26 protein-coding genes and 1 pseudogene are annotated in these 24,954 nt (G+C 46.0%); 18 read left to right on the top strand and 9 right to left on the bottom strand.

What is annotated here, in order from left to right; genetic code table 11:
- Nucleotides 1-11 precede the first annotated feature (11 nt).
- Nucleotides 12-413, bottom strand: a complete 402-nt coding sequence (locus FEF09_RS13960; protein ID WP_146305690.1) for a hypothetical protein — start codon at nt 411-413, stop codon at nt 12-14.
- A gap of 75 nt (nt 414-488) precedes the next feature.
- On the opposite strand from FEF09_RS13960, the gene FEF09_RS13965 reads away from it, so the two are divergent.
- Nucleotides 489-1,076: a Crp/Fnr family transcriptional regulator gene (locus FEF09_RS13965; protein ID WP_146305691.1), complete on the top strand. Its 588-nt coding sequence runs from the start codon at nt 489-491 to the stop codon at nt 1,074-1,076.
- Nucleotides 1,077-1,115: 39 nt separating this feature from the next.
- Here the strand turns inward: FEF09_RS13965 and FEF09_RS13970 are convergent, their stop codons facing one another.
- Complete coding sequence (locus tag FEF09_RS13970) at nt 1,116-1,937, bottom strand: hypothetical protein (protein ID WP_146305692.1); 822 nt, start codon at nt 1,935-1,937, stop codon at nt 1,116-1,118.
- Complete coding sequence (locus FEF09_RS13975; protein ID WP_146305693.1) at nt 1,934-2,752, bottom strand: alpha/beta hydrolase; 819 nt, start codon at nt 2,750-2,752, stop codon at nt 1,934-1,936. Before FEF09_RS13975 ends, FEF09_RS13970 begins: the two co-directional genes overlap by 4 nt.
- Nucleotides 2,753-2,820: 68 nt before the next feature.
- Here FEF09_RS13975 and FEF09_RS13980 point away from each other — a divergent pair, with 68 nt between their 5' ends.
- The 3 genes from FEF09_RS13980 to pepE all read left to right on the top strand — a co-directional run bounded on the left by FEF09_RS13980 (nt 2,821) and on the right by pepE (nt 5,628).
- Nucleotides 2,821-3,459: a hypothetical protein gene (locus FEF09_RS13980; RefSeq protein WP_146305694.1), complete on the top strand. Its 639-nt coding sequence runs from the start codon at nt 2,821-2,823 to the stop codon at nt 3,457-3,459.
- A gap of 144 nt (nt 3,460-3,603) precedes the next feature.
- Complete coding sequence (locus FEF09_RS13985) at nt 3,604-4,827, top strand: BamA/TamA family outer membrane protein (protein WP_146305695.1); 1,224 nt, start codon at nt 3,604-3,606, stop codon at nt 4,825-4,827.
- A 57-nt stretch (nt 4,828-4,884) separates the two neighbouring features.
- Nucleotides 4,885-5,628, top strand: a complete 744-nt coding sequence (gene pepE, locus FEF09_RS13990) for a dipeptidase PepE (protein WP_146305696.1) — start codon at nt 4,885-4,887, stop codon at nt 5,626-5,628.
- Here the strand turns inward: pepE and FEF09_RS13995 are convergent.
- The 3 genes and pseudogenes from FEF09_RS13995 to FEF09_RS34775 form a co-directional block, all read right to left on the bottom strand.
- Nucleotides 5,582-6,220: an NAD(P)-dependent oxidoreductase gene (locus FEF09_RS13995; protein WP_146305697.1), complete on the bottom strand. Its 639-nt coding sequence runs from the start codon at nt 6,218-6,220 to the stop codon at nt 5,582-5,584. The two genes, pepE and FEF09_RS13995, sit on opposite strands and share 47 nt — an antisense overlap.
- 69 nt (nt 6,221-6,289) lie before the next feature.
- Nucleotides 6,290-6,466 (bottom strand): helix-turn-helix domain-containing protein, encoded by a 177-nt coding sequence (locus FEF09_RS34770; protein ID WP_222596979.1) that lies wholly within the window; start codon nt 6,464-6,466, stop codon nt 6,290-6,292.
- 365 nt (nt 6,467-6,831) lie between these two features.
- Nucleotides 6,832-7,104, bottom strand: a pseudogene (locus FEF09_RS34775) (DUF6597 domain-containing transcriptional factor); the annotation flags it as partial.
- Nucleotides 7,105-7,222: 118 nt separating this feature from the next.
- Between FEF09_RS34775 and FEF09_RS14005 the strand changes: the two are divergent.
- From FEF09_RS14005 to FEF09_RS14050, 9 genes are all read left to right on the top strand, one after another.
- Nucleotides 7,223-7,585, top strand: coding sequence for a hypothetical protein (locus FEF09_RS14005; protein ID WP_146305698.1), 363 nt, complete (start codon nt 7,223-7,225; stop codon nt 7,583-7,585).
- 108 nt (nt 7,586-7,693) lie between these two features.
- Nucleotides 7,694-9,091, top strand: coding sequence for a 3' terminal RNA ribose 2'-O-methyltransferase Hen1 (locus tag FEF09_RS14010; RefSeq protein ID WP_146305699.1), 1,398 nt, complete (start codon nt 7,694-7,696; stop codon nt 9,089-9,091).
- Between the two features lie 84 nt (nt 9,092-9,175).
- Complete coding sequence (locus FEF09_RS14015; RefSeq protein ID WP_146305700.1) at nt 9,176-11,719, top strand: polynucleotide kinase-phosphatase; 2,544 nt, start codon at nt 9,176-9,178, stop codon at nt 11,717-11,719.
- A 176-nt stretch (nt 11,720-11,895) separates the two neighbouring features.
- Complete coding sequence (locus FEF09_RS14020) at nt 11,896-12,537, top strand: RNA polymerase sigma-70 factor (protein ID WP_146305701.1); 642 nt, start codon at nt 11,896-11,898, stop codon at nt 12,535-12,537.
- A complete protein-coding gene (locus tag FEF09_RS14025; RefSeq protein WP_146305702.1) occupies nt 12,530-13,684 on the top strand; it encodes a FecR family protein in 1,155 nt (384 codons plus the stop codon). The genes FEF09_RS14020 and FEF09_RS14025 overlap by 8 nt, the downstream gene beginning before the upstream one ends.
- A 119-nt stretch (nt 13,685-13,803) precedes the next feature.
- Nucleotides 13,804-17,190, top strand: a complete 3,387-nt coding sequence (locus tag FEF09_RS14030; RefSeq protein ID WP_146305703.1) for a SusC/RagA family TonB-linked outer membrane protein — start codon at nt 13,804-13,806, stop codon at nt 17,188-17,190.
- Between the two features lie 10 nt (nt 17,191-17,200).
- Nucleotides 17,201-17,515 (top strand): hypothetical protein, encoded by a 315-nt coding sequence (locus tag FEF09_RS14035; protein ID WP_146305704.1) that lies wholly within the window; start codon nt 17,201-17,203, stop codon nt 17,513-17,515.
- A gap of 311 nt (nt 17,516-17,826) precedes the next feature.
- Nucleotides 17,827-18,186 (top strand): hypothetical protein, encoded by a 360-nt coding sequence (locus tag FEF09_RS14045; protein ID WP_146305705.1) that lies wholly within the window; start codon nt 17,827-17,829, stop codon nt 18,184-18,186.
- 17 nt (nt 18,187-18,203) lie between these two features.
- Nucleotides 18,204-18,410 (top strand): RagB/SusD family nutrient uptake outer membrane protein, encoded by a 207-nt coding sequence (locus tag FEF09_RS14050; RefSeq protein WP_186774341.1) that lies wholly within the window; start codon nt 18,204-18,206, stop codon nt 18,408-18,410.
- Between the two features lie 324 nt (nt 18,411-18,734).
- Here FEF09_RS14050 and FEF09_RS33000 read toward each other — a convergent pair whose 3' ends face one another.
- A complete protein-coding gene (locus tag FEF09_RS33000; RefSeq protein ID WP_261387485.1) occupies nt 18,735-18,902 on the bottom strand; it encodes a hypothetical protein in 168 nt (55 codons plus the stop codon).
- Here FEF09_RS33000 and FEF09_RS34780 point away from each other — a divergent pair.
- From FEF09_RS34780 to FEF09_RS14070, 4 genes are read left to right on the top strand one after another with little or no spacing between them, the layout of a single operon-like run.
- Nucleotides 18,831-19,112, top strand: coding sequence for a DUF4843 domain-containing protein (locus tag FEF09_RS34780; RefSeq protein ID WP_409994857.1), 282 nt, complete (start codon nt 18,831-18,833; stop codon nt 19,110-19,112). The two genes, FEF09_RS33000 and FEF09_RS34780, sit on opposite strands and share 72 nt — an antisense overlap.
- Entirely contained in the window at nt 19,007-19,414 is a 408-nt protein-coding gene (locus tag FEF09_RS14060; RefSeq protein WP_146305707.1) for a hypothetical protein, read from the top strand. Before FEF09_RS34780 ends, FEF09_RS14060 begins: the two co-directional genes overlap by 106 nt.
- Before the next feature lie 45 nt (nt 19,415-19,459).
- A complete protein-coding gene (locus FEF09_RS14065; protein WP_146305708.1) occupies nt 19,460-20,953 on the top strand; it encodes a PKD-like family lipoprotein in 1,494 nt (497 codons plus the stop codon).
- 12 nt (nt 20,954-20,965) lie between these two features.
- On the top strand, nt 20,966-22,327 hold the full coding sequence (locus FEF09_RS14070; protein WP_146305709.1) for a TlpA family protein disulfide reductase: 1,362 nt from the start codon (nt 20,966-20,968) through the stop codon (nt 22,325-22,327).
- A gap of 41 nt (nt 22,328-22,368) precedes the next feature.
- On the opposite strand, the gene FEF09_RS14075 is transcribed toward FEF09_RS14070, so the two are convergent.
- Both FEF09_RS14075 and FEF09_RS14080 read right to left on the bottom strand, forming a co-directional pair.
- Nucleotides 22,369-23,640, bottom strand: a complete 1,272-nt coding sequence (locus tag FEF09_RS14075) for a flavin monoamine oxidase family protein (RefSeq protein ID WP_146305710.1) — start codon at nt 23,638-23,640, stop codon at nt 22,369-22,371.
- Between the two features lie 41 nt (nt 23,641-23,681).
- Nucleotides 23,682-24,149 carry a hypothetical protein gene (locus FEF09_RS14080; RefSeq protein WP_146305711.1) on the bottom strand — a complete coding sequence of 156 codons (468 nt, stop codon included), beginning with the start codon at nt 24,147-24,149 and terminating at the stop codon, nt 23,682-23,684.
- 223 nt (nt 24,150-24,372) lie between these two features.
- Here FEF09_RS14080 and FEF09_RS14085 point away from each other — a divergent pair, with 223 nt between their 5' ends.
- Complete coding sequence (locus FEF09_RS14085) at nt 24,373-24,930, top strand: DUF1795 domain-containing protein (RefSeq protein ID WP_146305712.1); 558 nt, start codon at nt 24,373-24,375, stop codon at nt 24,928-24,930.
- Nucleotides 24,931-24,954 lie beyond the last annotated feature (24 nt).

Consider the following 24,954-nt stretch of genomic DNA (forward strand, 5'->3'; position numbering starts at 1 on the left):
ACCTGTTGTGATCAGTAAAACAGGAAACAACTGGCCACTACTAACAGGTCTATAATAACGCCTGCCCAGAACACAGGAATAGTGACTTTTGTCGGCATGGCGGCCAGATTGGTGGTTTCTGTAATGACAAAACCAACCAGACAGGGGATCCACAACTCAAACGGATTACCACGCATCACAACAATCATCAGAGTAATGGGCACCAGTACACAACCCTGCATAAAGAAAGAGAAGGCGAGCCAGCCAAAGCGGTTAGGCTGTTGTGCTGCTGCATATTGCATGAACCGCTGCCATAAACTGAGTGTCTGTACGGCATTGTAAGGAATAGCCTGCGCTTTTGCCTGTACAAATTGTTGCGCGATTACGTTATCTGTTTTTTGCGTATCGTTTAAGTTGATATGAACCGTTTCCATAAATGTGTAATTTTATATCACAAAGGAACTAATCATTTGCACCCGGGTTTATGACCTGGATCATAAAGACAAAAAATGCTGGATTACGAATTACTCATACAGGCTGGCGCAGTGACACGCAGTTTTAAGAAAGGGGATACGATCCTGAAAGAAGGCAATCATGCCAGATTTTATTTCCAGCTGATAAGCGGTGAAGTAAAGATGGTGAATACCGGAGAGAACGGACAGGAATTCATACAAGGCATTTTCAGGGAAGGTAACAGTTTTGCAGAACCACCTTTATTCCTTGATGTGGCCTATCCTGCATCAGCTATCGCGATTACAGACTGTGACGTGCTTGTATTGGAGAAAGCAAAACTGCTGACATTACTGTCGCAGAATTTTGACCTGCAGATGCAACTGGTAAAAAGTCTGTCTGAACGTATTTACTTTAAGTCGATGATGGCAAAAGAGATCAGCCTCTACGATGCCGGTCATCGCATCATTACCCTGATAGATTTCCTGAAGGAAAGAGATGGATATACCGGTGAATTGTATCCTGTTACCCTCACCAGACAACAAATAGCCGATCTTACCGGACTCAGGGTAGAGACGGTTATCAGAGCGATTAAATATCTGGTTGAGAAAGAGCTGGTCCAGAAGGGGCGGAAGATATACAGATAACATATTGAGAAAAGCGTCCAGCCATTAGCGGACGTTTTTTTATGACGTTATTTTTTCAAAAATGATATGCGTCCGGAAGAGAAAGGTTTCAAAACGATGCAGCTCCATCTTCAATATAGGAATGTTGTATATCCTGCCATCAGCATAACTGACATGTAAACAGCCGTCTTTAACAGTAGTAGTACCCACCAGCCAGTCCAGTGTATCGCTTTGGCGGGCAGCCCAGTTGTATACCGGGATTTCAACGAGAATAGTAAATGTATCGGCTGAAGCTTGAACGGACAGGCGTATCGGCTCATTCTGCGGACTGATATCATCCAGCATATTGAAGTTGATATCGTATTGTGGTGTGTCTTTTACACTAACTGATTGCCATGTGCCGCATAGTTGTGCTATAGTAAGGTCTGTTACCGTGTCAAAGATATATTCTCCTTTGATCAGTCTGCGTAATTGACGAAGCAATGTTGTGACGGCAGGGTCGCCGATGTCTGGTAATTCCTGTAAGGCTCTTCCTGCTTTCTTTTTATCAATGCCGGGATTGTTTCGCAGATAAATGCCGACCAGTTGTTGCCACCAGTCGTCGCGACTCTTTTTTGTACTTTGTCCGATCGTTTCATCTATATGTGACAGCATCTTTTCCAACTGGTCAGCAACAGTTGTACCTGACAGGATGGTATCCAGTTCCGTATCGTAAAAAACGCTTAAGTTCTTCAACAGATAGTGCTGTAGTATGCCACCTTCCGGATGGTATTGTGGTAAGGCGCTTTCCTGCAGCAGCAATAGCAATACCAGATCCCGGCAACCGGAACTGGTCCAGATCACCTGATCTTTAAAAGTGATACGGCTGCTGTTTTCACTCATGGTTTTCGTTTTACATGAAGGACCTGCAAAGCCTTATATACACTGTTGTGTAAGATAGTGCGATGCGTCTCTTTGGGCATATACAGGAAATTGGTATAGAGCTCTTTTTGTCTTGCATCCTGTAATACGGTGGCAAGATTGCTGGCTGCGTCCTGCATCTCTGCTCCTTCATCTCCTACAGCAATGAACACATGTGCACGAATATTCCTTTGAGAGATGAGGAAGGGGGCCATTGTCATCAGGGCGCCTTCATCCCACCATAGACTCGGACTGATAATGACATAATTCAGAAACATATCCGGTTGTTTCAGCAGGATGGCAGTTGCCAGTAATCCGCCGAGGGATTGGCCAATCAGCGTACTGGTATCATTGACCTTATAATGTTTCTTTACAAAAGGCTGCAGTTCCTGCGAGAGAAAAGCAATGAAGTTGGCTGCGCCTCCGGTAGTGGGATATTTTTGCGTCAGTTCCCTGATGGCACTGGGGAATGTAAAATCCCGTTTTCTGTCTACATTGGCAATACCTACAAGGATGGACGGAGGCAGGGTATCTATCATGGTAAGGAATTGCGTGAGTCCGGCAATATGTACAAAGTCTTCATCCATGGCGCCATCCAGCAGATAGATCACGGGATAGTGTTTGTCTGCAGCAGGATCATATTCTTTTGGAAGATAGATATTGACCGTTCTGTTTTCGCGCAGTATTTCCGAGCGGAACGTATGTGTTTCACCTATGGATAACGGCGCTGCTTTTTGCGCCTGCAATCGGACAAGCAGGAACAATAGTGGTATCAGCAGGATAGGTATTCGTTGCATAGGATATTTAAGTATTGCTAATATATAATGATTTTTTCTTATTTTGGAGTAAACAGTATCGCCGATCTATGAATATTTTACAAGTTGCCGCCAGATGGATCATCCGTAAGTCATTTCATCTTTCTGTATTTACCATTGAGCAGTTTTATGATATAGCCATCTATGAGGAAAAGACCCGGGAGCTGAGTGCTTTGCCGGAAGGTACGCTGGGAAAGGACATCGCTGATTGTCTGGAAAAACATGGGCTACGGCTGGTACCGGGTTTTGAGAGCCATGATATGAAACACATACTGCTGGATTTTAAAATGACACCGGTAGGGGAGATCAGGTTACAGGCATTTATGTTGGGGAACGGGAATTACAGTCCGGCGAGTTTTGCCATTTTCCTGTTTGGAGCGGTATTGTTACCCGATCTGTGGCATACATTTTACAAAGACTTCCTGAATGGGCGGAAGGCGAAGCCTATCAGTACGTGGACGATTGAAGAATATGCCATGTGCAGGACAAATACACTACGGGAGGTGGTCTTCAGCTATCAACCAGAGCGGGGACCGGGTATATTCGAGATTGGCAGGGTGACCCGTATGGGGCTTATACCGCGATTATTCTGGGCACACTGGGGATGTTGTTTTGCCTGCCTTTCCTCTTTTCCTCTTCGATGGAAGACCTTGTGGGCGCAGGATTCCCTTTTCTGGCAGGCGCTGTGATGGCCAGTGCGGGGCTGATAGCGCTGTCTAATCTTGCAAAGGCTAAACCAGCGGTTGCATAATACCGGGTGTGGCGATCTTTCTACTGGCACAATATTAGGACATAGTCTAAGTATTCCGTCAGCAATAAGACCGTACAACTGGATGAATAAGCTTGCACTGATAATATTGTTTTTAGCCCTGCCTTGCTGGGTAGCCGCTCAGGATAAAGAAAAACGTTGGGCCTGGGATTACGAGTCAGATGAGGACACTGTGCCGCATAAGGACGTCATTGATATCTTTAAAAGTGTGATTAAGTATAAGGCGAAGCCACCAAAACGGGGGAAACGCCGGATTTATTACTCTTTGCTGCCTGCACCATCGAACATACCCGGTGGTGGTATTGCGCTGATCACATCTACCAATGCAGCGTTTTATATGGGACCAAGACGTACCACCAACCTGTCTAACGTATCCTTTACGCCCTCCTTTTCCTTTAAAGGACGCTTTTCTTTTGCATTGAGGTCTAACGTCTGGTTTCAGGACAATGCCTACAATATGGTAGGTGATATCCGTTTTATCATCAATCCACAGTATACCTGGGGTATGGGAGACGGTGTGCCTGATGAGGAGAAACAGTTGCTGGGCAACAATTACTTCCGCGTATATGAGACCTTCTACCGCAGAGTCACTAAAGAATGGCTGGTAGGTGTGGGTTATCACCTTGATTGGCATTCCAATATAGGGATCCGGTCGAATGATAGTGTGCAGTTGTCTAAATTTGTAGGGTATAATTATGGCACTGACGGCGGACAAACAGTTTCCTCCGGTGTATCACTCAACCTGTTGAAAGATTCCCGCCAGAACTCTATTAACCCTCAGTCAGGACATTACTTTAACGCCGTTTTCAGGATCAATCCGACCTTTTTGGGCAGTAATGATAATTGGGAGTCACTTTACCTCGATTACCGCAAATATCTCAACCTTGGCAATGGGAAGCAGCAAAATGTGCTGGCTTTCTGGGGTTTTTACTGGACATCACTCAGTACAAAGACGCCTTATCTGGATCTGCCCAGTATTGGCTGGGATCCCAGCTTCAGAAGTGGCAGAGGGATGGATCAGAACCGTTTCCGTGGAAAAGGGCTGATTGACCTTGAGGCAGAATACAGGAGGGATATTACCCGGGATGGATTATTGGGATTCGTCGTGTTTGCCAATATGAATACTGTGACAGATGGCGAACGGTACCGGTTTACCGCTTTCCATCCGGCAGGAGGCGGTGGTCTGCGTCTGAAATTCAACAAGAAATCCAATACAAATATAGCGGTGGACTATGGTATCAGCAGATACGGTACCCGCTTCAGTATTAATCTGGGTGAGGCATTCTGATGGGAACCGCAAGGAGAAAAGGTGGTGATTATCGCTGATCTCTTTATATTGCAGCCCATGAAAAATGTCGTTTTAGCCAGTACCTCCACCTTACATGGGGAAGCATACCTGTCTTATCTGTTGCCGGTTATGAGAGAATTGTTTGCCGGCGTCACAGAAGTGATCTTTGTGCCTTATGCCCGTCCGGGTGGCATCTCTCATGATGAATACACAGAAAAAGCAGCGACAGTGTTTGCCGCTGCAGGCTATCAGTTGCGGGGACTGCATACTTTTGAAGAACCTGCAGCAGCAATTAAAAATGCACAGGCATTTTTCACCGGAGGTGGCAATACCTTTCTGCTGGTAAAGCAGCTGCATGAGTTGGGCCTGATGGATCTGCTGGCTGAAGCAGTGGAGAAAGGCACGCCTTATATGGGTACCAGTGCGGGTAGCAATATCGGCGGTGTAAACATGCAGACGACGAATGATATGCCGGTTGTATATCCTCCCAGTTTCCAGACCATGGGACTGATCCCTTTTAATCTGAATCCGCATTATCTTGATCCTATTCCGGGATTGCCGCATATGGGTGAATCAAGAGAAACACGTATCCGTGAGTTTCAGGTACAGCAGGATCTGCCGGTAGTCGGATTGAGAGAAGGAAGCTGGATCCGGATAAAAGATAAACGCATTACACTGGAAGGCACTTTGTCAGCAAAGATTTTTGAGAAAGACAAAGCAGCTTATGAGGTGGAAGCAGGAACGGAACTGGAGTTCAGTAAGACAATCCCGCTGTCTTCCGCAGATACGCACTCCCGCTGATCTGTTCCAACATAAAATCCGCTACATCTGCGCGGGAGATCTTCATTTTAAGATGCTTCTCCGTAGCAGGAAATCCCTTTTTATAACGGCGTGTCAGCGTACCATCTGTGAGATTGGCGGGTCTGGCAATGACCCAATCCAGCTGACTTTGTTTAATATATTCTTCCTGTAACGCATGGTCCGCAAAACCTTTTTTCAGGATGAAGGGAACAATGATGTATTTAAAGATAAAAGGAGTCTGGTCGAGTGTTTTTTTACTGTCGCCATAACCCAATGATGTCTGACAAATCAGGCGTCTCACCCCTGTTGCTTTCATGGCCTGTATGATATTGCTGGTCCCGGTAGACCGGATAGTACCGATCTTGTTGGCAGGAGAGCCGATTGCGCATAATACGGCTTCCTGTCCCTGCATGGCAGGTATAATAGAAGCGGGGTCCATGACATCGCCTTTTACAATGTTCAGGTTTGAGTGCATGATACCCAATCTGGAAGGATCGCGTACAAAAGCAGTCACCATATGTCCCTGTTCAAGTGCCTGTTCGGTGAGTTGTTTGCCGGTGCCGCCTGTGGCGCCAAAGATGATTAGTTTCATGATAGATTGTTTTATATCACAAAGCTATTGCGGGCTAACACCGGAAAATAGAACAAAACCGGCAGCGGATTATTTCGTCAGTATGGAAAGATTTTCGATCAGTTCTTCTGATTTTTTCATGAACTGAAAAGGAGAAGCGCCGGCAAATTCTTTGAAGGCGCGGATGAAATGCGATTGGTCGGCATATTCATTTTCAAAAGCGATATCAGAGAGTTTATTATAATCGCTTTGTCTGAGTAACTGCATGGATGCCTGAAACTGTGCAATACGTGCAAAGAGCTTGGGGTGATACCTATATGTTGTTTGAACTTACGTTCAAAGCTTCTTTCTGACAACTGTAACTCTTCCCGCAACGCCTTTACAGAAATATTGCCATTGGTTTGCCTGATACGGTCGAGCGCATGGTGCATTGCTTTGTCTCCCAATTGATTATGTTTCGTCAGTTGCGCCAGCAGGAAGGAACAGAGTATATCTATTCTGGCTTCCGGGGAGGTGATGTCTGTCAGTTGCGCAGATAGTTGAAAATCAAGGGATGCTGCGATCAAGTCCACGTCAAGACAGGTATCAGTCAGTTCATCAGCATTCAGTCCGAAGATAGACTTTAAGGCGTGTGGGTGGAAGAATATACCGATGGTCTCGAAGCGGCCGTTTATCCGGAGTGCCGCATGCCGGGTGGCTTGTCCGTAAAGGATCGTACCCGGTAGCTGTTTGTCATTCTGAAATAGTATTCCCTGATCCTGATGCTGGAAAATAAGTCCCGGGCAACCATCAGCAATTGTTCTGAAGGTGGCGGCAGAAACGTCTGTATCGTTACTTTCCAGTACCCAGAAGAACCGGATGTAGTCCCTGAGATATTCCGGTGGAGGTATTTGTCTGAATTGCATACCCGGCTGAGTTTTCACCTTAAAGGTACCCGGTATTTCCAGAATGGCAAGGGGGAATGTGGGGCAAAGTTATCATGCAGGAAGTTTCGCCACTCGGGAATGTTTTATAAATTGGCGTATGGAATTACCACAGATAAGAACACTATTGATACAATACCTGGAAGCAGGACCGCTTGCCGATGCCGAAGGAGAAGCGTTACTGCTGGCTATGGAGGAGCTGATCGAAAAGAATGAGCTGACCCTGCTGACCGGTACCCGTTTTCATAAGAATGGGGTAGAAAAAGCACTGACAGCCGAAGAAGTGGAGAACTGTTACTGGGAGATCTTCATGTACTACGGGCATCATGAGGAGGATCACCATCATCATGATGATGACGAAGATGCGCATAAATCGCATGTGGCCAACTGGTGGTGGATATATTTTGTGTTGGCTGCTATGGGCTTTTACTTAATCTGGAAACTGAAGCAAGGGCATTTGTAGTATCCGTTGTTTGTTATTGCCTTGCAAGATTTTTTTAAGATTCTTTCCAACTGCGCAAAAAGACTTCACACATGTAGCGCACTTTTACATTGTCAATTTTAAGGAAAGATGTTACTAACAATTACGACGAGACATACGCCCGCGACAGACCTCGGGTATCTGTTGCATAAACACCCCGCAAAAGTGCAGGACATAGGACTGTCTAAAGGGAAAGCACATATATTTTACCCCGTTGCAAACGAACAGGAATGTACCTGTGCCATGGTACTGGATATTGATCCGGTAGGATTGGTGCGTACCAATGATGGCTCTTCGGGCAATAGCTTCGCACTGGAGCAGTATGTGAATGACAGGCCCTATGTGGCGTCCTCCATCATGAGTAATGCTATTTCAAAAGCGTTTGCCTCCGCTTTAAATGGCAAGTGTAAGGATAAACCTGAACTGGTAGATATGCCCCTGCCATTTGAAGTGAAACTCTCTGTATTACCGGTAAATGGCGGAGAACAGCTGTTATTGAGAATGTTTGAGCCGCTGGGGTATACGGTCACTGCCACAAGGTATACACTGGATGACAAATTCCCCGAATGGGGGAATAGCCGTTATTTTACAGTTGTCCTGAAACATACAGTGACCTTACAGACACTGCTTACGCATCTGTATATTCTGATTCCTGTTCTGGATAATGATAAACATTACTGGGTAAATAAGGAAGAGGTAGAGAAACTGCTGGCAAAAGGAAAAGGCTGGCTGGATAAGCATCCGGAGCGTGAACTGATTTCCAGACGCTATCTGCGTCATCAGAAAAGCCTGATGAATGATGCGATGGCGATGCTGATGAAAGACGATATTCCGGAGGATATAGTGGAAGCGGAACTGATTCCCGAGCCGGAGATCTCTACGCCTAAACTACATGATTCCAGATTACAGATAGTATGTGATGAATTGCTCAGTACACCTGTAAAATCTGTTCTCGACCTTGGTTGTGGAGAAGGTAAACTCCTGAAACGCTTAATGACGCATCAGCAACTGACGCATATTACGGGTATGGATGTTTCTTCCCGCACGCTGGAAATAGCATACCGCAGATTAAAATATTATCAGCTGCCTGATAACCAACGTAAGCGTCTCCGGCTGATATTAGGCTCTCTTGTATACAGGGACCGCCGGATGGAAGGTTTTGATGCAGCCGCATTGGTGGAAGTGATCGAGCATCTGGATACTGTGCGGCTCAAAGCGATGGAGAAGTGTGTATTTGAATATGCAAAGCCGGGTAAAGTAGTGGTGACCACACCTAACAAAGAATGGAATGTCACCTTTACTGAAGATGAAAGTATGATGCGGCACAGCGATCACCGCTTTGAATGGACACGCGCTCAGTTCAGTGACTGGTGTGAGAAAGTAAGTACAACTTATGGGTATACTTATGTCATCAAAGCAATAGGTGAAGAAGCGGAGCATGTAGGTGCGCCTACGCAAATGGCCATCTTTACACTAATTAAGAATTAGGTATTAAGAATCAGGAATTGGTTGTTAAGAAAAGCTGATTCCTGATTATTTCCTGATTCAATTTTTAATTTTTAATTCCCTTTAATGAACATACAAGTACCTGAATTATCCCTGATCGTACTGATCGGCGCGACGGGGTCAGGAAAGAGCACTTTCGCAAAAAAATGGTTCGGTGCTGCGGAGATTGTAAGCAGTGATAGTTGCCGGGAAATGGTAAGCAATAGCGAGAACGCGATGGATGCATCTGCTGATGCTTTCGATCTGCTTTATTATATCGTTGGTAAACGATTGAAGCGTGGCCTGCTGACTGTGGTAGATGCAACTAATGTACGACCTGAAGACAGAAAGCAGCTGGTGGCATTGGCAAGAGAATATCACACCCTGCCGGTGGCCATTGTTATGAATATGCCGGATACCGTGTGTTTGTCCCGCAATGAAATGCGTACAGAGAGAACCTTGCCGGTACATGTAGTCAACAGTCATATTAACTCTTTAAAAAGAGGTATCAGCAAACTGAAAACAGAAGGGTTCCGCAAGATATTTGAGTTCCGTACGGAAGCAGAAGTGGCTGATATTACAGGGATTGACCGTGAACCATTGTGGACTGTAAAGAAAGAAGAACACGGTCCTTTTGATATCATCGGTGATATACACGGTTGTTACGACGAACTGTGTGCATTGCTCACAAAGCTGGGACATACGGTGGATGCAGCAACACATCGCGTTGATGTATTGACAGGCAGGAAGCTGTTGTTTCTGGGAGATCTTTGTGACAGAGGACCTGCAAGTCCGGCGGTATTTAAACTGGTCATGCATACAGTGAAAGAAGGAACCGCACTTTGCGTACCGGGTAATCACGACATGAAACTGTTGAAATATCTGCGGGGCAGTAATGTAAAACTCAGTCACGGATTGAAAGCGACAGTAGATCAACTGGCAGAAGAGGATACCGCTTTCATCGAAGAGCTAAAAGTATTTCTCGATAGTCTTATCAGTCACTATGTACTGGATGGCGGTAAACTGGTAGTCGCGCATGCCGGATTAAAAGAAGAGATGCAGGGCAGGGGTTCCGGAGCAGTACGTGAATTCTGTTTGTATGGCGAAACGACCGGAGAGATCGATGAATTCGGCCTGCCGGTAAGATACAACTGGGCATCCAATTATAAAGGAAAGGCAATGGTGGTATACGGACATACGCCGGTATATGAACCACAGTGGTTTAATAATACCATTGATATCGATACGGGTTGTGTGTTCGGCGGTAAACTGACGGCCTTGCGTTATCCGGAAAAAGAACTGATCAATGTACCTGCTCTGGCTACTTATATGGAACCTACGCGTCCGCTCAGGATGCCGGGTACAGGCAATAACCTGCAGCATGAACAGGATGATGTATTGGATATAGAAGATCTTATGGGCAAACAGGTGATAGAAACCCGTCTGCTCAATCTGGTGACCGTCAGGGAGGACTATACCGCGGCAGCACTGGAAACCATGAGCCGTTTCAGCATACATCCCAAATGGCTGATCTATCTGCCACCAACCATGTCGCCTACGGAAACAAGCACCTTACCAGATTATCTGGAACATCCTGCCGGCGCTTTCAGCTATTATAAAAAGAATGACGTCACAAAGGTGATCTGTGAGGAAAAACACATGGGTTCGAGAGCTGTTGTGATTGTCTGCAAAGATAGTACGGTGGTCAGCAGGCGCTTCGGTCTGGAAGAGGACAGCATTGGTACCTGTTACACCCGCACAGGAAGGGTCTTCTTCACTGACAAAGAACTGGAACAGGCTTTCCTTGGGATGGTAAGAGACGCCCTTACTGCCCGGAACTTCTGGGAGGAGATGGAGACGGACTGGGTGTGTCTGGACTGTGAACTGATGCCCTGGAATGCGAAAGCACAAGCCTTGTTACAGCACCAATATGCTGCTACAGGAGCGGCGGCCGTACATGCCATGACAGAAGTAGTGGAAACACTCCGTATCGCTGACCACCTGCCAGAAACGGCTCCTTTGCTGAAAGGGTATGAGGAGCGGGCAGAGATGTGCAGGCTGTTTGTGGAGGCTTACAGACAGTATTGCTGGGAGGTGAAATCACTTGCAGATTATCAGCTGGCGCCTTTTCATATTATGGCCACCGAAGGCAGGACATATTTCGATAAAGACCACGTCTGGCATATAGAAACGATCGCCCGTTATTGCGGTGGAGAAGGGAATCCCCTGATCCCCACTAACTGGAAACTGGTAGATCTGGAGGATGCAGAAAGCGTAGCGGATGCTGTCAACTGGTGGGAAGCCCTGACTGCCAAAGGAGGGGAGGGAATGGTGGTGAAATCACTTTCTTTTATTGAAAGAGGCAGTAAAGGTCTTTTACAGCCCGCTATAAAGATCAGAGGGCGGGAATATCTGCGGATAATATATGGGCCTGAATATACCCTTGAGGCTAATCTGACCCGGTTAAAGAAGAGAGGATCAGGAGCCAAGCGTGCATTGGCGCTCCGGGAATTTGCACTGGGGGTACAGGCAATAGAACACTTTGTAGCGAAGGAGCCTTTGCGGAAAGTGCATCAGTGTGTCTTCGGACTGCTGGCATTGGAAAGTGAACCGGTTGATCCGAGATTATAAAACAAGAGCGTAGTCGTTAGCGCCCGTATCAGCATCTGATACGGGCGCTTTTTTGTTGTTCACTGATAGCCGCTATTCCTGATTCCTCCTTCCTAATTCTTAATTGCATATGCATAAATCGCGATTTTGTTTTTATTTTGTGCCTCCGCTTACAAAAAAGATGATACGAACTACTGATGCATGAGCAGTGGACAGACAGACAACGGTATGAACAGTTGTTCAGGGACCATTATCAACCATTATGCCTTTTTGCTTATAGCTACCTGAAAGATATGGAAGCTGCAAAAGATGTAGTGCAGGACTTCTTTTTCCGTTGCTGGGGCAAACGCGACACCCTGCCTACGCCAGATAGTTTCGAGAAATATGCCTTCCGTGCCATCCGTAATGGCGTCATCAACTACCAGAACAGCGCAGCTACCCGCACTAAACACAATGTACAATCCGCCGCCCCTGATGCCTATGATCCTCAGAGGGAAGAGGCCATATTGCAAAAAGAAGACGAATTGAAAGCCGCTTTACTGCTGGCTGTGCAACGTTTACCGGAACAGCGGCGTAAGATATTTTTGCTCAGCAATGGAGAAGGCTATAAGTACAGCGAAATTGCTGAACAGCTCAATATTTCCCTGAATACCGTGAAGACCCAGCTTCGCAAAGCCTATGAGACGCTCAGACAAGAACGTGAAAGGCTGGAAAAGCTGCTTATCTCGCTGGTAATCTTCAAGATCCTGTATACTTCACTATTTTTTAAAAAAAAGTTGTGGAGGGCAGTCACCCTTTTTTACACCTCACCTGTCATTATAGTAGTAGCCCATGGATAACAGTAAAAAGAATATCGATAACGATAAACTGCTCCATTATCTGGAAAATGGTCAAACGCAGGACTATTCTGATTTAAATGAATCAGAACAGGCATTGCTGCGCCAGTATCAGGCCATAAAAGATGAACTGGATCTGAAAGAATGGGCAAAAGCAGATGTAGCTGAAGGCTGGGAAGCGCTTACGCAACGTCTGGAACGGCAGGATACTGACTGGACGATGCCACGGAACACCCGTGTGCGTCCTATGTGGCGATATGCAGCAGCTGCTGCCGTATTGTTACTGGCAGGCGCTGCGTGGTATTATTTCCGGTATGCTGGTCAGCATGCATCTCAGATAGCCGTCAGATCAACCGAAAATCAATCTCCTTCGGCCATTACACTGCTGACAGCAGAAGGAGACGAGGTGCAGCTGGATACGCTCAGCAGACTTAAGGGGGCAACAGCAGTAAGTGGTGAAGAACTGATATATGAGAAGGGACAGGGAACGAACGATCATATTTCCTATAATACACTGATAGTGCCCAGAGGGTACACGTATCATTTGGTACTGTCAGATGGCACAAAAGTATGGCTGAATGCTGATACCCGTCTCCGATATCCATCACGATTCCCACAGGATGCGCGTCTTGTAACCGTAGAAGGGGAAGCCTATTTTGAAGTGGCAACAGATGCCGCCCGGCCATTTACAGTACAGAGCAATCATGCATCAATCAAAGTTTTAGGGACAGCTTTTAACATTAATACGTACGAAAACAATATTGCGGCTACACTGGTACAAGGGAAAATAGTAGTGCATCATAAGGGGGACAGCACTTACCTGAAACCGGGACAGCAATTGCTCAGCAAGGCGCCATACGACAATACAAAGGTCCGTAATGTAGATACAGAAATATATACGGCCTGGAAAGATGGAGAACTGGTCTTTGCTGAAACGACGCTGGAAGATATCTGCCGCCGTCTTGAGCGGATATACAATTATAAGATCATTCTGCCTGAGGGCGAAATAAGGGAGCGTAAGATCGAAGCCAATCTGCCACAATACAAAGAAATCAGCACCATAACAGAATTACTTGAGAAAATGACAGCTATTCATTTTAATGTCAACCAAAAAGAGAGAATAATAACAGGTTATGCAGTAAACAAGTAGCACAATCACAGCCAAAAAAAGACGGGTCCTGGTTGCAACAAGACCCGCCCTAAGTAAAAACCTGTTCCTTGTCGGAGACAAGGAGTGGGGTTCTATTACCTAAAATCTCATTAAAAGTAATGAAAAAAAAGTATTGTTATGGAAGCCGTTTAAGGCGGGGCGCAGTATGGTTACTGCTCGCAGCTGCTCCTGCCGGGCTTTTTTCTTCACTATCCCTCATGCCCGTCGGTGTCTACGCGCAAGCACCGGCCACACCCGGCATCACCCTTGATGTAAAGAATATCACTGTACCTGCATTACTGAATGAAATTAGAAAACAGGTCGGCCTACGCTTTATCTATGATCAGGAAGAGCTGAAAAAGCTGCCTCCTGTGACCATGCGCGTGAAAAACGCCACCCTTGATGAAGTACTGCGCAAAGTACTGAGCAACTCCCGCCTTTCCTGGAACGTGGAAAATGGTGTGCTGGTGATCAAACGTGGTACACCTCCGCCCACGCCGACAAACAACAATACCGTCACCGAACAGGCGCCCCAGCTGGTGACTGTCCGCGGTACCATTACTGACGATAACAGACAGGCGCTGGGTAAGGCGACCATACTAGACCTCAAGGGTCATATAGGTGCCTTTACCGACGAAAGCGGCAACTTCGAAATAACAACCTCTCCGGACGCCATTCTGCAGGTTTCTTATATCGGTATGGAGCCACAGATGGTTCCCCTGAAAGGACGCACCTCATTGAAGATCTCTCTTGTAGCAAGGAACAATGCAAAGGAAGTCGTGGTGACCGGTATCGTTACCCGTAAGAAGGAAAGTTTTACGGGCGCTGCTGCCACTTATACCGGCGGTCAGCTAAAAACCGTAGGTAACCAGAACGTACTGCAAAGTCTGAAAACACTGGACCCTTCCTTTATTATCGTCGAAAACAATATGGTAGGTGCTAACCCGAATGCAATGCCCAATATTGAGATCCGTGGTAAAAGCAGCCTTATCTCCGTTCAGACGCAATCCAACGCAAACGCCAATCAGCCATTATTTATATTAGATGGTTTTGAAACAACCTTACAGGTGATCAACGATCTGGATATGAACCGTGTGGCAGCTATCACCGTGCTGAAAGATGCGGCATCTACCGCTCTTTATGGTGCGCGTGCTGCCAATGGAGTGGTCGTGATTGAAACACTGAAGCCAAAGCCCGGTGCTATGCGCGTGAGCTATAACTACGACTTTCGTGTGGAAGCGCCTGACCTGACCAGCTATAACATGATGAACGCAGCAGAGAAGCTGGAATATGAAAAGCTGGCAGGCAGATATAATATCAACAGAAGCACCGCCCCCCTGTATGAATCACAGATCCTGCTGGATGAACTGTATGCGAAACGTCTTACCAATGTAAAACGTGGCGTGAATACCTACTGGCTCAATGAACCGGTACGTATCGGAACTACCAACGGACATGCCCTGTATGCAGAAGGAGGAGATAACCAGATGCGCTACGGTGTAGGGGTCAATTACAAAGACCTCAACGGTGTGATGAAAGGTTCCGGTCGTAATACCTGGGGCGCCAATATTGACCTTCAGTATCGCAAAGGAAAATTAAATATCAGCAATAAACTCTACCTGAACGGGTATCGTGCGGATCAGTCACCATACGGTTCTTTTTCAGACTGGGTGAAGGTATTGCCATACTTCGAAAAAAGAAACCCGGACGGTTCAGTCGATCCGTATCTTGACATCTATACAACTTCTAACAATCAGGTTGATACTGCCGGTAATCCATTGTATAACGCAACCCTCAACAGCTATGATTATACAAAGTCACAGGCTATCTCAGAAAATCTGCAGATGATCTATGACATTAACAGCGACCTGCGTATTACCGGTGGTATCAACATCACCAGTGATAACGCCACAACAAAGACTTTTCTGTCTCCGATGAATACAACGTTTATCGGGCAGACCGCCGAAAACAGAGGCACTTACGATTACGATGAACAAACGCAATACGGGTACAATGGTAACCTGATGCTCTCCTACGGAAAACTGATCAGTAACAAACATCAGGTCAACCTGAATGCCCGTGGTGAGATCAGGAATGAACAGAATAACCGCGAAGCCTTTACTGCTGCTGGTTTTCCGGTAGGTGCACCGGGTAATCCATCTTTTGCCTATGGCTATGAGCCGGATGGTATACCTGTTTATACCAAGACAATCAGACGTAGCGTAGCCGCGCTGGCAACAGCAAGTTATATGTTCGACCGCCGCTTTCTGCTGGATGGATCTTTCCGTATGGACGGTTCTACCTCTTTCGGTACGAATAATAAATATTCTCCTTTCTGGTCCGCCGGTATCGGTTATAACCTGCACAATGATGCATTGCTCCGCGGTGTGAAATGGATCTCATTATTAAAGATCCGTGCAAATATCGGTCTCACCGGTAACCAGAACTTTCAGGGACTTTCTTCTGAATCCGTATATGGTATCAATTCTTCGAATAACCAATTCGGACAGGGGTATACTATCAGGAACATCGGTAATCCCGATCTGAAATGGCAGAATTCCATGTCAACAGACATCGGTGCGGATATGTCTTTCCTGAAAGATCGTATCACATTGACGGTGGACTACTATAAAAAGAATACAGATCCGCTCATAGCATTGGTAACAACACCATCTTCTACGGGTATCAGTGCATATCCTTTTAATATCGGTTATCAGCATACCAGCGGTGTGGAATGGAACCTGAAAGCGGCCCCTATCCGTAACCTGCGGAAAAATCTCTATCTCACACTGGGGATGACCGGCCGTTACCAGAAAAGTACCTATGGTGGTTTCCTGACCATGATGGAGAAACAAAATGATCTGGCACAGGATAATAACTCATTACAGCGCTTCAGAGACGGAAGTAGTCCGGATGCAATATGGGCTGTACGTTCCGCCGGTATAGATCCGGGTACAGGAACAGAGGTGTTCATCAAAAAAGATGGTACAAAGTCCTTCGATTATGAAGCCAAAGATGAAGTGGTAGTTGGTAATGCGCAACCTAAAATGGAGGGTATCCTCAGTGCTAATCTTCGCTGGAGTGCATTTACATTCGGTATGAACATCCGCTATACTTATGGTGGCGACGTCTTTAATCAGGCCTTGTATGACCGTGTAGAAAATATCACTGTGAGAAAAGTAGCAGAAGAGAATATGGACAAACGTGCCCTGTATGAGCGCTGGAAAAAGCCGGGAGATGTCGCCCGCTTTAAGGCGATCAATAATTTCACGGCGGTGAAAATGACTTCCCGCTATGTACAGCGTAACAATTATCTGGCAGGAGAATCGATCAATGTCAGCTATGAATTGCTAAACAAACCATGGATGCGTCAGGCCGGATTGTCTACACTGCGTTTCACAGGGTATACCAACGATGTGTTCCGTCTGGCGACTATCAAGAGCGAACGCGGTACGGACTATCCTTTCTCTAACTCCTATTCATTGAGTGTAAGAGCCACTTTCTAAAAGTAAGATTATGAAAAGATCATTCAGGATCTCTGCTATTATAACTTTATTGTCTGTGGGATTATTCTCCTGCAAAAAATACCTTGAGGTAAAACCGGAAGATCAGTTCGTAGAAAGCTCTGTATATAGTACAGAACAGGGCTTCATTAACCATCTGAACGGCCTCTATCAGGATATGGGATCAACCAGCTTATATGGTGGTAATCTCACGCTCACCTTTGTCGGTGTATTAGGACAGGAGTATAATGTTTCCGGCACAGCCGGACATGACTGGTATCAGCATGCCAATTATATTTATACCAACTCCTCACAGAACCGGCAATAGACGCGGTATGGACCAACGGGTATAAAGTGATCATGTCCAGTAATAACCTGCTGGAAAATATGAACAAATATCCGGGTATACTACGTCGGGCAGAGATTCTACCATCAGAGGAGAGGCCTATGCGATCAGGGCTTTTATGCACTTTGACCTGCTACGGCTGTATGGACCTGTATATGACGGATTCTACAGCACCGAGCGTACCATATGTGACACATGCTGATATTAACGTTCGTTCTGCTGTCTGCCAATAATGTCATCGACAGTGTGCTGGTGATCTTGAACGTGCAGAAAGCTGTTTACGTAATGATCCTGTGATCACTGCCGGACCACGCCGTATTCCCGGACAGCAACAGGTGGATTTCTTTTTGCAACAGCGTAATGGCCGCCTTAATTACTTTGCTGTAAAGGCACTGAAGGCAAGAGTACAGCTGTATCGTGCGAATAAACCAGCTGCACTGGCAGAGGCGAAAGCGGTGATAGAAGGGGCCGGAAAATGGTTTCCGTGGACAAATCTGAAGCTGGTGACCGGTAATGGAGGTTTCCCCGACCGGACTTTTCTACCGAACATCTCTTTGATATTTATTGTCCGAGACTGTATGTTACCTACACCGGTAGTTTCTCGCCCAGTGCGACCGACCGTACTATTCTGGCGGCGCATCCTACAAGGCTGACAACCACCTACGAATCTTTGGAAGGCGATTACCGCTATAATCCAAGCTGGATCATCCCTACGGGTGGTAATAAAACCTTCCGCTGTTTCTTCAAATTTGCAGATCTGGATAATAAAGATAGTTCGGAGTTATTCCGCTACAGAATGCCTTTGCTGCGTATCAGCGAGATGTACTATATCGCGGCGGAATGTGAAACGGATCCGGCTGCCGCATTGTCTATCTGAATACGGTCAGGTATAACCGCGGACTGGCAGACCTGCCACCGGCAGCAGCGATTGAAACGGAACTCAGGAAGGAATATCAGAAAGAATTTTATGGCGAAGGACAGGTGTTTTTTATTATAAAAGAAAAGGGCAGACAACTGTACCAAGAGGTGGTGCTACCAGCGGAAACTTCACCATGTCAGCAAAGACATATATAGTACCGCTGCCGAAAAGTGAGTCTGATTATCGTTAATCTCCTATAACTGATCATAGTATGAAAGCATTCTATATCGCCGCGGCATTGCTACTCGCAATGACCGCCTGCAAAAAGGAAACAATAGATTTTTATAGTGGTAGTTCCACGCTGTATTCGATAATTCCATCAATTACGGTAACGTGAGAAATACCCAGCGTATAGATACACTCCTGTTCACCTTTTCTCTGGCAGATGCCAATCTTAAGGATAGCATTCTGCAGATAAGAGTTGATCTGATGGGACGGCAGGCAGATCATGACAGAAGCTTTGGTGTGAAGGTGATCGACAGCCTCAGCTCTGCTGTGGCAGGTGTACATTATGAAGCATTGGCCGATTCATATATCATGCCGGCCAATAAATCATGGATGTATATTCCATACAGATCCATCGCACGAAAGAAATGTCGGAACGTCAGTATCTGTTGCATTTCCGCTTATTACCCAATCAGGATTTCGATACGACGCTGACACAACCGCAGACAAAAGACTCTTTGGTGTCTACCGGTTCGATTACACTATATATCGGAGACCTGATCCCCAAACCGGGCCGCTGGCTGGATACTTATCTGGGAGAGTTTTCCCGTAAAAAGATCCTGCTGATATGTGAGCAACTGGATATGACCATTAATGATTTTACCACCATATCTGTTGCAGAAGCGGTGTATATGGGTAAGGCCATGCAGCGTTATCTGAACCAGCAGCGTGAAGCCGGTAATATTATCTATGAAGAAGATGGCAGGGAAATGATCATGGGAGAGGCTTCCCAGTGATCTGTGCAGATGGCAAACGATTAATCATCATTTTATCAACTTAACATGAAGAAATTATTCTTATATATTCTTATCGCATTTGCATTGAGCAGTTGCTATAAGGACAAGGGAAACTACGATTACGTCGATGTCAATGTGGTGAATATTTCCGGCGTTGACAGCCTGTATACGGTTGACTACGGTAGTGTATTCACCCTACGGCCTGACCTGTCTTTTACACTGGACGCCACGAAGGATACCGGCAGTTATACTTATCTGTGGGTAGCCGCTATTACCAATACCGGCAATACAATAGATAACGATACACTGGCTTACAGCCATGACCTCGAAGCACGCATTACCCTGCCTTCCGGTCAGTATACGGTTATATACAGAGTCACCGATAAGAATACGGGCATCAGCTATTCCAAAAGATTTCTGATGGCGGTGGTGACCAGTGTCTATGAAGGATGGGTATTATTGTCGGAGGTGAATGCGAACAGCCGGCTTGACATGCTGTCTAAAGGCGTCAACGGCTATAAACCGATATATGATGTATTAGGGAGTATCGGTGCCGGTCTTACATTAACAGGTAAACCTGTTGACGTTAAGTTTGCGCGTACGACGGCTGCCATTACCGGTCACACGGTTTACGTCAGTACCACCAATGGAACCAGTCGGCTGGATGGGGAAACGTTCAAGTTTAAGTCTCCTTTACAGACAGATGTTTTCAGCACCTTACCGACAGGATTTTATGCAGATAAAGTCACTCAGCGTTCTTCTGCGACGATGTACCTGCACGGGAATGATAACAACATGTACTACTACATGTACACATTCAACATTTATTTCGGTCTGCCGGTAAATGTAATGTATGGTAAATCTGTTCCCTTCAAAGTCTCAAAGTATATCGGCTACGTTGACAATTCAGCGGGTTCTACAGAGGTACACGTCTTATATAACGAGGATGAAAAACGCTTTGTAAGACATATATATAGTCTGCCGGCCAACTGTACCGATATGCCTGCGGGTACCCGCTTTAGTTTTACAACAGGCAAGGATCTCCGCTTTATGGAGACCACCCGTTTCAACAGCGGGGATACTTATGCAATACTCGATTCCCTGCATCAGAAATATTATCTGGCGAGGTTCAATGTAGCTGCTACTATTGCCCAGACCTATTATGAAGAGTTGCTGGCGACTGATTTTACAAAAGCAGAGAATATTGCCATACATCCCGATCTGGGATATGTATTCTATAACGTAGGAGGAAAGTTGTATGAATATGACATCAGTACAAAGGCGACAAAGCTGATGATAGACTATGGTCAGAAATCTGTGTCTTTCCTGAAGTGCGATGGCTTTATGGGGATTACAACAGTAGCGGCGAAAGCTTACTATAACAAATTACAGGTAGGTGTGTATGACCCGTCATTGCCTGCTGAAAGTGCCGGAAGCTTCGAACTATATACCGTACCGCCTGTAAATGGCAATCTGGTATTGAGTGAATCCTATACTGGCTTTGGTAAAATCAAAACGGTTACTTACAGAGAACGTTAAACCTGCTCACATATGAAAAAAATGATCCTCCTGCTGGCAGCGCTGGCAGGTATGAAGGCAACGTATGCCAACCCTTCGCCAGCTATGATCAGCGGTAATTGTGCCCTGAAAACGGCCAATGGCATGAAACTCTATAACGTCAGAGAAGGCAGACTGGTAGAATTTGCCAGTACCACCCTTGACAAGGAACACAACTTCGCGTTTGCTATCCCTGTACCTGCTGCCGGTTATTATTACATCGCCATGTCAGTTGACGGAAAGGCGAGCAGAAACAATATCCGCGTATACCTGCAATCCGGCGAGCAAGTGACGCTGGATATTCAGGATGATAAGGGTCATTACAGCGTTGTAAAAGGCGGTGAGGAGAATAAACTCCTTTACGCGTGGCAGCAGCTGATCGGACCACTGAAAAGTAAAGCGAGTCTGAATGACACAACTACTTACCGGGCTTTCTTTCCGGCTGTGGATGCCATTCAGCCAGCGGTAGCGACGTTTAAGAAATCCATTCATACAAAGAATGGAACATTTAACCGGCTGCTGACGATGACCGTTGACGCAGATATGGAATCGACTGCCATGGGAATACTGGTAATGCCACGTTCCACACATCCTGACAAGAAGCAGATGCCTGCTTATTACAATACCATTCTGCAGCCTAAACGCTATTGTGCGGCCAATATACTGGAACTGGGAGAGGGCGCCGATCTGGTGCAACGTTATACGATGCTGGCAGCATCAAGGGTGGACAGTATTACGCTGGCCAACCGCGTTGAGCTGTCTCTGTCTGTATTATGCAATGATACCCTGAAAGGCGTGTGGCTGGTGAATGATTTCAGGTCTTACCGATCACTGGAGAAGTTTGATGCGGTGTATACACCTTATCAAAAATACCTGATGACAGATAACATGCAGAAGGCGCTGTTTGACACACGTAAAGCCCTCAGCACTTTCAAAAAAGGAACTGCAGGCTATAACTTCTCTTTCCCCGGTATCAACGGAGATACAGTAACGCTGGCCAGTCTGAAAGGGAAAGTAGTATTGGTGGATATGTGGGCGACCTGGTGTGGTCCCTGCAAAAAAGAAATTCCTTTTATGAAAGAACTGGAGGCAGCAATGCATGGTAAAAATGTAGCTTTTGTCAGTATCTCAACAGACAAAGCTGAAGATAAAGAGAAATGGAAAGCATTTGTGAAAGCGCAAAACATGGGCGGGATCCAGCTCTTTGCCGGTGGCTGGTCTGACATGCAGAAGTTCTATGATGTAAACGGTATTCCCCGTTTCATGGTGTTTGACAAACAGGGCAACATTGTCTCTGTTGATGCGCCAAGACCTTCCATGCCGGAACTGAAGCCACTACTGGAAAGTTTGCTCTAAGGAGTAATTAGTTATAAAAAATGGAATGAATAACAAGGGCGTCACTTCTGCGACGCCCTTTTCAATATTCTTTCTGCTACTGCTTTACCGGTACTGAGTGCGGCTTCTACTGTACCCGGACTGGCGCCATTATACAGGGCTTCTCCTGCAAAGTAGATGGTGCCATCCACTGGTGTATTCAGGACCACCTGTGCCGCTGTTGTGGCCGGTGTGCTGTAACTATATGAACCGCTTATGTGCGGATCAGTCGCCCAGTTAGAAATGTGGCTTTCTACCAGCTGTGCTTTCAGCATATCTATGCTTTCATTACAGAGGATCGCCAGTGATTGTAAGGCCATTTCCAGTAATGCTTCATTTGTTTTGTGCAAATGAGGAATAGCAGGAGGGCCACCCAGCCAGCCAGTCAGCACATTTGCTTTATCCGGCAGCTGCGTCCACCAGGTAGGAATGGGCGCTTTTCCGAGGAGAAAGCCCATCTGTTCAGCATGTTTCTCCCAGAAGGGCTCCTTAAATGCAAGCACTGTTTTGATGACGGTACCCCAGCCAATTTGATGGACGGCGGTCGTGTGTGCAGGAAGGGCAGGTGAGAAGTGGATGGCTCCCTGTTGCAGGATGCCTAAAGGAACGGCAATGATCACCTTAGTGCCTGTATAGGTAGTGCCGGCTTTTGTGGTGACTTTGACCATACCGGCTGACCATTCAATATGGCTGACCACTGCATTGGTAATAATGCGTGCCTGCTGCCGGCGGCAGACGTCTTCCAGAAAATGAATCATAGCAGAATAGCCCCGGTCGATCCGGAAGTTCTTTTCACTCTCATTTGTCCATTCACGGTAAAGGGCCTTTACGCTCACTTTCGTCATATCGGCAAGGTCATAGCCCTGCACAAATGATTGTACGCTTTCATGGAGACTGGCATACTGTTCCCCCGGATAATGTTCATTCAGAAATGCCTGCATGGTCGTATCCGTTGGTATGGCGCTCATTTTTTCCAGCAGTCCGTCCCAGTCCTCGATCATTTCGTATCGGGCATCCCATTTACCGTCCCGTACCTGGAACATCTTCCCGTAAATGTTATAATAGGAGAGTCCTGCTTCTTTCAGCAGACCTAGTGTGATGGGTAATTCACCGTGTACGAATTCAGCACCGGTTTCGGCGGATTTGACACCGTCCTTATAAACGGTCTGTATCCTTCCGCCGGTAGTTTCCCGGGCTTCCAGCACGGTAACTGTATGATGTGCAGATAATTCCCTTGCTGCAATGAGGCCGGCGGCGCCAGCCCCTATAATGATGATTTCTTCTGATGTGCGCATAACCTGTCTGTTCAGTCATAGCAAGTTATGTCTTTTGACGCTTATCTCTTTAATACTTTCTCTACTTCATAGAGCCGTCTTCTGAGTTCTGTCAGCTCTTCTTCCAGCAGATCCACCTTTTCACTCAAAAGATATTGGTGATAATCAGGTATGATGGAGAGCTCCCGTAACTTCGGAAACAGGTCATTTTTGAAGAAGGAAAGACTGGTTTCTTCTCCGCGGAATTCATGGGCTGTTTTCGTCAGGTGATTGTACAGGCAGTAACGGAGGCCCTCTGAATTGAAGGTCCATGGACTGATATACAGGAGTTCCCAGTTAGCTATTCTAAGCATTTCCAGTTCTCCTTTTGCATTCACGAATTGATAAATGGTGGATTCAACATAACCATTGGGTTTTAAGGTATCCGTTGTCATGAGAATATACGCGTACTCCGGAAAAGCAGAAATTGATTCGAGATTGTGTAGCGGACTATAACTTCCATCCCTGAATATTGCATAGTATCTGACCATAATTTGCTATCTGTTTGAAATATTCTACCACATAATCTGGCACAGGTAGTGACAATAAGACTTAAGTTGAAAATAATATATTAAAAGGTAAAAACCTGTATTAAATATAGAAAATCTGCAAAAAAGCAAAATGTGGAATAGTATGGACGGCACGGTACTTGTCTGAAATATGCTGATTTTAAATAAAATGATTTTACTTTAGCGGACTAATAAACACCAATTTATGAAGTACATTTCTTTACTGGTTGTTGCAGGAGCTGTATTTTTCAGTGCCTGTAAGAATGGTAATAATACCCCAAAGACGTCTAAGGAATTGCTGGAACAAGCCCAGAAGAATATGAACAGCGGTGCAGGTAAATTTTCAATTGATGCACCTGCAGGATGGAGAAAAACCGATACCACACTGAATGGTATCAAGCTGACCTTCCTGTTTGCGCCTGTTGAAACAGACGGTTTCCGTTCCAATATTAACGTTGTAAGTGAAAATGTCGGTAAGCTCAGTTTCGAGGATTATCATAAAGCAACCCTCGCTACCATGGGTAAATATATGAGCAATTTCAAGGTGCTGGAAAGCGGTGATAAAGACATCAGCGGACTGCCGGGTAAATGGTTTAAATACAGTTCCGACCAGACAGGCGGTGCTGACGTTATTGCCCGCAACTATACCGTGGTGAAAAATGGCATCGCCTATATTATCACCGGTGTGGCGAAAGTAAAAGATGAAGCCACTGTTACACCTGTGATCGAAAGCGCAGTAGGTACTTTCAAAGTAGCTGAATAGTCAGACAACATATTATAGGTAAAA

The organism is Chitinophaga pinensis (assembly GCF_007896845.1).
Classification (GTDB): Bacteria; Bacteroidota; Bacteroidia; order Chitinophagales; family Chitinophagaceae; genus Chitinophaga; species Chitinophaga pinensis_C.